Here is a 9148-nt window from a genome sequence, read left to right on the forward strand (position 1 = left end):
CGCGTACGGGTCCCGCCACGGGTCGGCCAGCGCGTCGGACCACCAGGGCGACGTCGTCCCACCCGCGGTCCCCTGCGGTGGCTGCCCTGGCCCCGGCCCTCCCGCCGGTGCCGGCGCTCCGCCGGGCTGGCGCCAGTCCCAGCCGTCGGTCACGTCCGTGCCTCCCACTCCGTCCCGCACGCCCCGCGCCGGGCGCCGGCGGAGCCGGACGACCGTGACGCGCGGGACACCTCCAGGATTGCACGGATGCCCCGCGTGGAGTCAGGGGTTGCCGCCCGTGATCGTCCCACCGCCGACTCGCGGCTGCGCCCGTACCGGGTCGCCTCTACGCTCACAGTGCCAACCGACCCCTCGCACCAGCCCGCCCCCGGAGGTGTCCCATCGCCACGGTCGCCGGTCACGGCAGTTCGACGGCCCAGGCACTGCAGTTCGCCGAGTCGTACGTCACCGAGGACCTCGTGCTGCGCACCGCCCGGGCGCTCGCCCGCGAGGTGGGCGTCGAGGCGGTGACGCCCGGCGCCGGCGCCGCGCTGCGACTGCTCGCCGCCGCCGGCAACGCCCGGGCGGTGGTGGAGATCGGCACCGGCACCGGCGTCAGCGGTGTCTGGCTGCTGCGCGGCATGCGCCCCGACGGCGTGCTCACCACGATCGACGTCGAGGTCGAATACCAGCGCCTCGCCCGCCGGCTGTTCCAGGAGGCGGGCTTCCCGTCGGGACGTACCCGGATCATCACCGGCCGGGCGCTCGACGTGCTGCCCCGCCTCGCGGACGGCGCCTACGACCTGGTCTTCGCCGACGCGGCCGCGACCGGCTTCGCGGCGTACGTGGACGCGGCGCTGCGGCTGCTGCGGCCCGGCGGCGTGCTCGCGCTCAACGGTGCCCTGGCCGGCGGCCGGATCGGCGATCCGGCCGCCCGGGACGTGGAGACGGTCACCGTGCGGGAGACGGTCAAGGCGATCCGCGAGTCCGAGCACTGGGTGCCGGCGCTGCTGCCGGTCGGCCACGGCCTGCTCGCCGCCGTGCGGAGCTGACCCGCCGCCGGTCAGCCCAGCGTCCCCAGCCAGCGCAGCAGTCCGCGTACGCCCCAGCCGGTCGCGCCCTTGACCAGTTCGCCGTGCACGTCGTCGGACCACGACGGGGCGGACATGTCCAGGTGTGCCCAACGGTCCCGCAGCTCGCCGGTGAACTCGCGGAGGAACAGCGCGGCCACCACCGAGCCGGCGCCCTGCGCCGGGGAGCTGTGCAGGTCGGCGAGGTCGCTCGCCAGGTATTCCGCGTAGTCGTCGGCGAGTGGCATCCGCCAGGCCCGCTCGCCGGCCGACGTGATCGCGGCCAGCAGGTCGGCGGCCAGGTCGTCGTTCTCGCTGTAGAGCGCGGCGTGCCGCTTGCCCAGGGCCACCGCGTTCGCCCCGGTCAGGGTCGCGAGGTCGACCAGCAGGTCGGGTTTCAGCTCCCGCACGGCGTACGCCATGGCGTCGGCCAGCACCAGCCGCCCCTCGGCGTCGGAGTTGGTGCTCTCGCTGGTCAGACCGCCGTAGTGCCGGATGACGTCGCCCGGGCGGAAGGCCGAGCCGCTGACCATGTTCTCGGCGAGCGGGGCCAGCGTGGTGACCCGTACCGGCAGGCCCAGCGCGGCGGCGCCGAGCGTCGCGGCGACCACGGCGGCCGCGCCGGCCATGTCCTTGCGCATCAGCTTCATGGCGGGCACCGGCTTGATCGAGATGCCGCCGGTGTCGAACGTGATGCCCTTGCCGACCAGCACCACGTGGGTACGCGCGCCGGCCGGGCGCCAGTCCAGCTCGACCAGGCGTGGGCCGCGGGCGGAGCCGCCCCCGACGGCGAGGATCCCGCCGAAGCCCTCGGCCGCCAGTTCCCGTGGTTCGCGGACGCGCAGGTGCAGGTCGGGTCGGCCGGACGCGGCGGCGGCCACCTGGTCGGCGAACCACTCCGGGTGCTTCGTCGACGAGGGGGTGTTGGTCAGGTCCCGGGCCAGCGCGGTCATCTCGGCCGTGGTCCGGGCCGCGGCGAGCGTGTCGGCCAGCGCCTCCGGGTCGGCCACCAGCAGGTCCGCCCCGGCCAGGGACGGCCGGGTCCCGGCGTCGGTGAGGCGGAAGCGGTAGGACCCGAGCAGCAGGCCCTCGGCAAGGCCGCGCAGCGCCGTCCCGGCGTCGTCGGGAAGCGTGATGGTGATCTGCGTCTCATCCTTGGCGGCGCGGGCCAGCGCGGCCCCGGCGACCCGCCAGTCCTGCTCGTCGCCGGCGCCGACACCGAGCAGCCAGAGACGTTGCGGGGTGGCGCCGGGGCGCAGGTGCTCGCGTACCTCGCCGGCGACGCCGGTGAGTCGGGCGGCGGGCAGCAGCGCCTCCACCTCGGCCCGGACGTCGTCGGCGACGGACGGGGTGGCGGTCGGCACCGGCACGGCCGGGGAGTCCGGCCCTCCGGGACGAACGGGCAGGACGAGGGTGTCGGGTCGCACGGACCCGCTCACCAGACGAATGGCCAGCACGCTGGACCGTACCTCCGAAAATGCTCCAAGCGGGACAGTTTGCCGCTCACTGGCCGATAAAGGCCCTGAGCCACCGGCCAAGCCGGTGGCTCAGGGTAGGACGAACCGGCCGCGCGGCGTTCGCCGCGCGGCCCGCTCCTCGCATCAGCCGGCAGCCGCCTTCAGCGCGTCACCCAGCGCGGTGGCCTCGTCGGGAGTCATCTCGACGACGAGCCGGCCACCACCCTCCAGCGGGACCCGCATGACGATGCCCCGGCCCTCCTTGGTGACTTCCAGCGGACCGTCGCCCGTCCGCGGCTTCATCGCCGCCATGTTGTCTCCCCTCAGACCTACACCAGGGTCGGTGGGTTGCCCCACAGCCACTTCGCCATCGCCACCCGCAAGCGTCGCGGAGGCGTCGACCAACGATTTTCCCTGATGAACACCGCCGGACCCAAACCGAAGCAGCATTGATGTAACAGCATCTAGCTTATCTTGGATAGGCCTGTCACAATGTGCGGTCATGCAGGCACGGTCGGCACTCTTCGACCTGTACGGCGACCACCTCCGCGCCAGGGGTGGCCGCGCGCCGGTCGCCGCCCTGGTCAAGCTGCTCGCACCCCTCGGCATCGCCCCACCGGCGGTGCGCACCGCCGTCTCCCGGATGGTCCGCCAGGGTTGGCTGGAACCGCTCCGGCTGGCCTCCGGACCGGGATATTCGATCACCCCGAAGGCGGGCCGTCGACTCGACGAGGCGGCCTCCCGGATCTACCGGACCGGTCGGCACAGTTGGGACGGACGGTTCGACCTCCTGGTGCTGACGGCCCCTCCGTCCCGCCGGGACCGCCAGCGGCTCGCCGCCAATCTCAGCTTCCTCGGCTACGGCACCCTCGACGACTGCACCTGGGTGGCCACCCGCCCCGGCGAGGACGTCGACCTGCTGCTCGCCGAGGCCGGCGTGCGCTACGAGCGGTTCACCGCCGCGCACGCCGCCGGCACGCCCGGCGCCATGGGCGTCGTCCGCCGGGCCTGGGACCTGTCCGAGATCGGCCGGGCGTACGAGCGCTTCGTCGCCGAACAGAAGCCGCTGCTCTCCGGCGTCACCGTGCGCAGCAGCGACGAGGACGCGTACGCGGCCCGGTTCCGGCTCGTGCACGCGTGGCGTACCTTCCTGTTCCGGGACCCGCAGCTGCCTCCGGCGCTGCTCCCCGAGCGCTGGCCGGGCACCAGCGCGGCCGGGTTCTTCGACCGGCACGCGGCCCGGCTCCGGCCGGCCGCCGACCGGTACGTCGAGCAGTGCCTCGACGCCAGCAACCGCCTCGCCCGACAGAAGGGTCGTTAGACACGTGACCGAGCCGCTGCTCGTCGACCGCACCGACGCCGTCGTCACCCTGACGCTGAACCGCCCGACGGCGATGAACTCGCTCGACGTGGCGCTCAAGGAGGCGCTCCGGGACACCCTGGCCGAGCTGGAGACCGACCGCTCCTGCCGGGCGGTCGTGCTCGCCGGCGCGGGCGGCTCGTTCAGCGCCGGGCAGGACCTGCGGGAGCACGTGCAGACGCTGGAGTCGGCCGACACCGATCCGCTCGGCACCGTGCGGGCGCACTACAACCCGATCGCCGCCCGCCTGGCCAACCTGCCCAAGCCGGTGGTCGCCGCGGTGCGCGGCATGGCCGCCGGGGCCGGCGCCTCGCTGGCCTTCCTCGCCGACTTCCGGATCGGCGGCCCGAAGACCCGGTTCCTGATGGCGTTCGCCGGGGTCGGGCTGGCCGCCGACACCGGGGCCTCCTGGACGCTGCCCCGACTGGTCGGCCACGCCAAGGCGGTCGAGCTGCTGATGCTCGCCGAGCCGGTCGGCGCCGAGGACGCGTGCCGGCTCGGGCTGCTCACCCGGTTGGTGGACGACGACGAGCAGGTGCTCCCCACGGCGCAGGAACTGGCCGCCCGGCTCGCGGCCGGCCCGACCGTCGCCTACGGCGCGATCAAGCGCCAGCTCTCCATCGCCGACGCCGGCACGCTCGCCGACGCGCTCGCCGCCGAGGCGCAGGCACAGGCGATCTGCGGCGGCACCGCCGACCACCGCGCCGCCACGATGGCGTTCGTCAACAAGCAGAAGCCGGTGTTCGAAGGGCGCTGACCGGGGTCAGTCGTCCTCCTCCGGATCCTGGTTGGCCTCCACGCCGAGCACGAACGCCTGCATGGCGAGTTCGTCGCCGGAGGGCGAGACGAACGCGGGCAGCTCGCGCGGGCCCAGCTCCTGCACGTACGACCAGAAGATCCGGACCGCCTCGGCCCGGGTCGCCGCCTCGATCGGCAGGTCGAGGCTGACCAGCCAGGTCCGCCGCGCCGGCGGCGGGCCGAGGCGGTCGGCCAGCGCGCGCCACCGCGCCGGGTCGAGCGCGGTGACCGGACCGTCGGGGGCCGGGCCGTCCACCGGCACCGGTTCGTCCAGCACCCGCCGGGTGTACGTCACCACGAGCCCCGCGGTCGTGTCGGACTGCGGGTCGTCCGGGTCCTCCCAGCTCCCCCCGGCGGCCGGGGCGTTCCGGGTCCCGGCGGTGGCCGGGGCGACCCGGCCGAGCGCCACCAGGCGCAGCGGCTCCTCGACCAGCACCGCCACCCGGTCACCGGGTCGGGGTGCGGCGCCCTCCGGGAGGCCGCTCAGCTCCAGCACGTCGTGGTGGACCAGCCGCTCGGCCTCATGGCGCTCGGCGGGCAGCAGCACCGCCCAGGCGCCCGGCGTGGTGTCACCGTCGGTCGTCCCGCTCGTCCGCGGCTCGGTGTCGGTCATGCCCCAATCCCATCACGCCGTCGCGTCACACCCCGGCCCGGTCGCCACTCACGTGACAGTCGGCGAGATGGTCGTCCACCATCCCGGTCGCCTGCATCAGCGCGTAGGCCGTGGTCGGGCCGACGAAGCGGAAGCCCCGCTTCTTGAGGGCCTTGGCCATCGCGGTCGACTCCGGCGTGACCGCGGGCACCTCGCCGAACGAGGCGGGCCGCGCGGCCCGGGGCGGGGGCGCGTAGGACCAGAGCAACGCGGACAGGCCCTCCGGAAGCTCCAGCGCGGCCCGGGCGTTGGCGATCGCCGCCTCGACCTTGGCCCGGTTGCGGACGATGCCGGCATCGGCCATCAGCCGGGCGACGTCGGCCTCGCCGTAGCCGGCCACCGTCTCGATCCGGAAATCGCCGAAGGCGAGCCGGAACGCGGCACGCTTGCGCAGGATGGTCAGCCAGGAGAGGCCGGACTGGAACGCCTCCAGGGTGAGCCGCTCGTAGAGCGCGTCGTCGCCGCGCAGCGGCCGCCCCCACTCCTCGTCGTGGTAGACGGCGTAGTCGGGGGTGCTCGCCCCCCAGGCACAACGGGCCAGCCCGTCGGCCCCGATCACCAGGTCAGTCACGTCTCCACGGTAGGTCAGCCCACCGACAGGCTCCCCGTGCGCGGCTCGCGGCTTCGAGATCTTGGAACCGAACGGCCCCCACAGGGGCGCTGTTCTTCCCAGATCTCCACGACTCCTGCCTGGTGGGAGGCGGGGTCAGGGCAGGCGGCCCTGTTCGACCAGGCGGGCGAACCTCTTCAACGCCTGGGTCAGGCTGAACTTCGAGCCGGGCCAGAGCACCGGCCAGGCGACCCGGCCCGCCGCGCCGCCCGGCAGGTGGAACCACTCGTGCCAGACCACCTGGGTCCGGTCCCGGTCCATCGGGGTGCAGCGCAGGACCCCCGGGCCACGCAGCAGCTTGCCGCAGTGGACCACCCCGACCTCGTACGGGGCGTCGACCCGCACCACCCGCATCTCGTCCCGCAGCACGGCCGGACCCAGCGCGGTGACCGCCTCGACCAGGCTGCCCTCGCCGCCGTCGCCCTCGACCACGCGGACCGTGGTGAGCGGGATCCAGTCCGACTGCCGCTCCCACGCGGTCAGCGCCGCGAAGACCCGCTCGGCCGGCGCGTCGACGATCACCGTCGCGGTGACCTCGGCCGCGCCGCGCCGGGCCGCCTCGGCGAAGTCGGCGGAACCCTCCGTGCCGGTCACGCCGACTCCGATCGGACCACCGGACCGCGTTCCCGGTCGTCGGCACCGGCTGCCGGCACGCTCCCGGCGGACGGTCCGGTGATGATCCCGTCACCGGGCGAGGTGGTGTCCTCGACGGCTGCGGCGGCCGGAGCCTCCGCCACGCCCGCCTCGGCCGGGGCGACCCCGGCACCGGCGTCCGTCTCGGACCCTGCCAGGGTTGCCGGCCGGGCGGCTGCTCGCGGTTCACGGGCACCTCCGGCATCACCGGCGCCCCGAGGCGCGGCGGCGGTCTTCGGCCCGGTGGTCTCCGGCTCGACGCCTGATCCGGGCGCGGGCGCCGAGAGGTCGATGGTCACCGGGCCGGGCGCCGTGGGATCGACGACCGACGGGTCCGGCTCCGGGCCGGTCGCGGCGGCCTCCTCGCGGGCCCGGCGCAGCGCGTCGGCCTCCTCGGTGCGCCCCTCCCGCAACGCCGTGTTCTCGGCCTCCAGCACGCCGATCAGCTCGGACTTGTAGCCGATGTCGTACGCGGCCCGACGCATCGCGGCGTCGACCTGGGCCATCCGGTAACCGCGCAGCGCGGTGTCGAAGCGGACCTCGCTCACGTCGGACTCGTCGAGCGGCCGACTGCCGGGCAGCGGCACGGCCCGCCCGTCGGGCTCGGTCGGGACCAGGCCCGGATCACGCCCGGAGACGAGCACCGTCACCCCGAGCACCACCGCCGCGACGGTCAGCGCGACCACCAGAAGGAGCAGAACCTGACCCATGCAGAGATCGTGGCATGCGGGCCGGGATCGGGCGAGCCCTCCGCCACCTCCGACTCGGAAACGCCTGCCGTCCCGCACCTCACCCGACGTGGCCAGACGGCGCCGACCGCCCGGAACGGGACGGTGGGACCAGCGGAGGACCGGAGGCCGGGACCGGATAGCGTCGGGTCGGCCCGCGACGGCGGCCGGCCGGGTGGGCAGACGAGGGGGCGGGCATGACGGGAGCGCTGCGGCTCGGTGGGCGGACCTTCGCCCCCGGCGAGCTGGTGGTGATGGCGATCGTCAACCGTACGCCGGACTCGTTCTTCGACCGGGGCGCCACCTTCGCCGAGGACAGCGCGCTGCGGGCGGTGGAGCGCGCGGTGACCGAGGGCGCGGAGATCATCGACATCGGCGGGGTGAAGGCCGGTCCGGGCGACGAGGTGGACGTGGCCGAGGAGATCCGCCGGACGGTGGACACCATCGCCGCGGTCCGGTCCGCCTTCCCGGACGTGGTCGTCTCGATCGACACCTGGCGGGCCGAGGTGGCGGTGGAGGCGGTCGCGGCCGGCGCGGACCTGCTCAACGACACCTGGTCGGGGGCGGACCCGGCGCTGGCCCGGGTCGCCGCGGCGACCGGCGCGGGGCTGGTCTGCTCGCACGCCGGCGGGTTGGCCCCCCGTACGCGACCGCACCGGGCGGCCTTCGACGACGTGGTGGCCGACGTGGTCGGCACCGTCACCGGGCTGGCCGAGCGGGCGGTGGGACTGGGCGTGCGGCGGGACGGCATCCTGATCGACCCGGCGCACGACTTCGGCAAGAACACCAGGCACTCGTTGGAGATCACGCGCCGGCTCGGCGAGCTGACCGACACCGGGTGGCCGCTGCTGGTGGCGCTGTCGAACAAGGACTTCATCGGCGAGACGCTGGACCTGCCGGTGCCCGAGCGGCTGGAGGGGACGTTGGCCGCCACCGCGGTCTCGGCGTGGTTGGGCGCCCGGGTGTTCCGGGCGCACCAGGTGCGCCAGACCCGCCGGGTGCTGGACATGGTGGCCTCGATCCGGGGCGACCGGCCCCCGGCGGCCACCCGGCGCGGGCTGGCCTAGGGTCAGGTCCAGCGCAGGACGCCGCGCCGCCAGGCGTAGAGGATCCCCAGCGCCACGACCGCCACGAACACGCCCATCTCCACCACGGTGGTCACCCCGAACCCGGGGCGGTCGAAGACCAGCGCCCAGGGGAAGAGGAAGACCGCCTCGACCGCGAAGAGCACGTAGAGGTAGGCGTAGACGTAGTAGCGGATCTGCATCTGGGCCCAGTCGCCGCCGACCGGGTCGAGACCGCACTCGTACGTGGCCCGCTTGCCCCACGGCTCGGCCGGCCGGCCGGGACGTAACACCCGATTGGCCGAGAACGCCGTGACAAAGAAGAGCACGGCGGCGAGCAGCAGCAGACCGAGTGTGGCGTACGAGCCGAGATATCCGGTCACGAGCGGAGCGTACCGGTCCCGTCCAGGCGTCCCGGACACGTTACGAATTCGTTTCCTGACGGGACTAGTGCTGGATGGCAACTGTCGCCGAATAATGAGACCTCGTTGAAACGTCCGGAGGACAGATGACCCGCCCCCGCGTTCGACCCGCTCGGCGGGTCGCGCACCGCCGTACTCTCGCGCTGTTCGCTCCCGCGTTGCTCGCCGCGGCCGCGACGGTCGTGGCGGTGGCGCCGGGGTGGGCCGCGGCCGCCCCCTCCCCGTTGGCCGGCGTGGTCCACGCGGCCGCCCCGGGCGACCCGGACGTTCCGGGCGGCGATCCCGGCGGGGACCCGACCGAGCCGACGCCCACCGGCGATCCGACCACCACCGCGCCGGAACCGACCACGCCGCCGCCGACCGAGGAAGATCGGA

Annotated in this window: 11 protein-coding genes and 2 pseudogenes; 5 read left to right on the forward strand and 8 right to left on the reverse strand. The window is 74.6% G+C overall.

The window, feature by feature from the left end; genetic code table 11:
- Positions 1–168: pseudogene (locus HUW36_RS34530) on the reverse strand (peptidase S1); the annotation flags it as partial.
- A gap of 254 nt (positions 169–422) precedes the next feature.
- Here HUW36_RS34530 and HUW36_RS18500 point away from each other — a divergent pair.
- A complete protein-coding gene (locus tag HUW36_RS18500) occupies positions 423–1031 on the forward strand; it encodes an O-methyltransferase (RefSeq protein ID WP_174529326.1) in 609 nt (202 codons plus the stop codon).
- 11 nt (positions 1032–1042) lie between these two features.
- On the opposite strand, the gene HUW36_RS18505 is transcribed toward HUW36_RS18500, so the two are convergent.
- Positions 1043–2506 carry a leucyl aminopeptidase gene (locus HUW36_RS18505; protein ID WP_174529317.1) on the reverse strand — a complete coding sequence of 488 codons (1464 nt, stop codon included), beginning with the start codon at positions 2504–2506 and terminating at the stop codon, positions 1043–1045.
- 144 nt (positions 2507–2650) lie between these two features.
- Positions 2651–2818, reverse strand: a complete 168-nt coding sequence (locus HUW36_RS18510) for a DUF3117 domain-containing protein (RefSeq protein ID WP_013283866.1) — start codon at positions 2816–2818, stop codon at positions 2651–2653.
- A 190-nt stretch (positions 2819–3008) separates the two neighbouring features.
- On the opposite strand from HUW36_RS18510, the gene HUW36_RS18515 reads away from it, so the two are divergent.
- Both HUW36_RS18515 and HUW36_RS18520 read left to right on the forward strand, forming a co-directional pair.
- Positions 3009–3827, forward strand: a complete 819-nt coding sequence (locus HUW36_RS18515; RefSeq protein ID WP_174529318.1) for a PaaX family transcriptional regulator — start codon at positions 3009–3011, stop codon at positions 3825–3827.
- A 4-nt stretch (positions 3828–3831) separates the two neighbouring features.
- Positions 3832–4623, forward strand: coding sequence for an enoyl-CoA hydratase/isomerase family protein (locus HUW36_RS18520; RefSeq protein WP_174529319.1), 792 nt, complete (start codon positions 3832–3834; stop codon positions 4621–4623).
- A gap of 6 nt (positions 4624–4629) precedes the next feature.
- On the opposite strand, the gene HUW36_RS18525 is transcribed toward HUW36_RS18520, so the two are convergent.
- The 4 genes from HUW36_RS18525 to HUW36_RS18540 form a co-directional block, all read right to left on the reverse strand.
- Positions 4630–5277: a hypothetical protein gene (locus HUW36_RS18525; protein ID WP_174529320.1), complete on the reverse strand. Its 648-nt coding sequence runs from the start codon at positions 5275–5277 to the stop codon at positions 4630–4632.
- Between the two features lie 25 nt (positions 5278–5302).
- Positions 5303–5887: a DNA-3-methyladenine glycosylase I gene (locus HUW36_RS18530; protein WP_174529321.1), complete on the reverse strand. Its 585-nt coding sequence runs from the start codon at positions 5885–5887 to the stop codon at positions 5303–5305.
- Positions 5888–6022: 135 nt separating this feature from the next.
- Positions 6023–6520 carry an SRPBCC family protein gene (locus HUW36_RS18535; RefSeq protein ID WP_174529322.1) on the reverse strand — a complete coding sequence of 166 codons (498 nt, stop codon included), beginning with the start codon at positions 6518–6520 and terminating at the stop codon, positions 6023–6025.
- Entirely contained in the window at positions 6517–7269 is a 753-nt protein-coding gene (locus HUW36_RS18540) for a DivIVA domain-containing protein (RefSeq protein WP_174529323.1), read from the reverse strand. The genes HUW36_RS18535 and HUW36_RS18540 overlap by 4 nt, the downstream gene beginning before the upstream one ends.
- Positions 7270–7484: 215 nt before the next feature.
- Between HUW36_RS18540 and folP the strand changes: the two genes are divergently transcribed.
- Complete coding sequence (gene folP, locus HUW36_RS18545; RefSeq protein ID WP_174529324.1) at positions 7485–8354, forward strand: dihydropteroate synthase; 870 nt, start codon at positions 7485–7487, stop codon at positions 8352–8354.
- A gap of 2 nt (positions 8355–8356) precedes the next feature.
- Here folP and HUW36_RS18550 read toward each other — a convergent pair whose 3' ends face one another.
- Positions 8357–8734 (reverse strand): NADH-quinone oxidoreductase subunit A, encoded by a 378-nt coding sequence (locus tag HUW36_RS18550; RefSeq protein ID WP_174529325.1) that lies wholly within the window; start codon positions 8732–8734, stop codon positions 8357–8359.
- A gap of 125 nt (positions 8735–8859) precedes the next feature.
- Here HUW36_RS18550 and HUW36_RS18555 point away from each other — a divergent pair.
- Positions 8860–9148: pseudogene (locus HUW36_RS18555) on the forward strand (hypothetical protein); the annotation flags it as partial.

It is taken from the genome of Micromonospora maritima (assembly GCF_902825405.1).
GTDB lineage: Bacteria > Actinomycetota > Actinomycetes > Mycobacteriales > Micromonosporaceae > Micromonospora > Micromonospora maritima.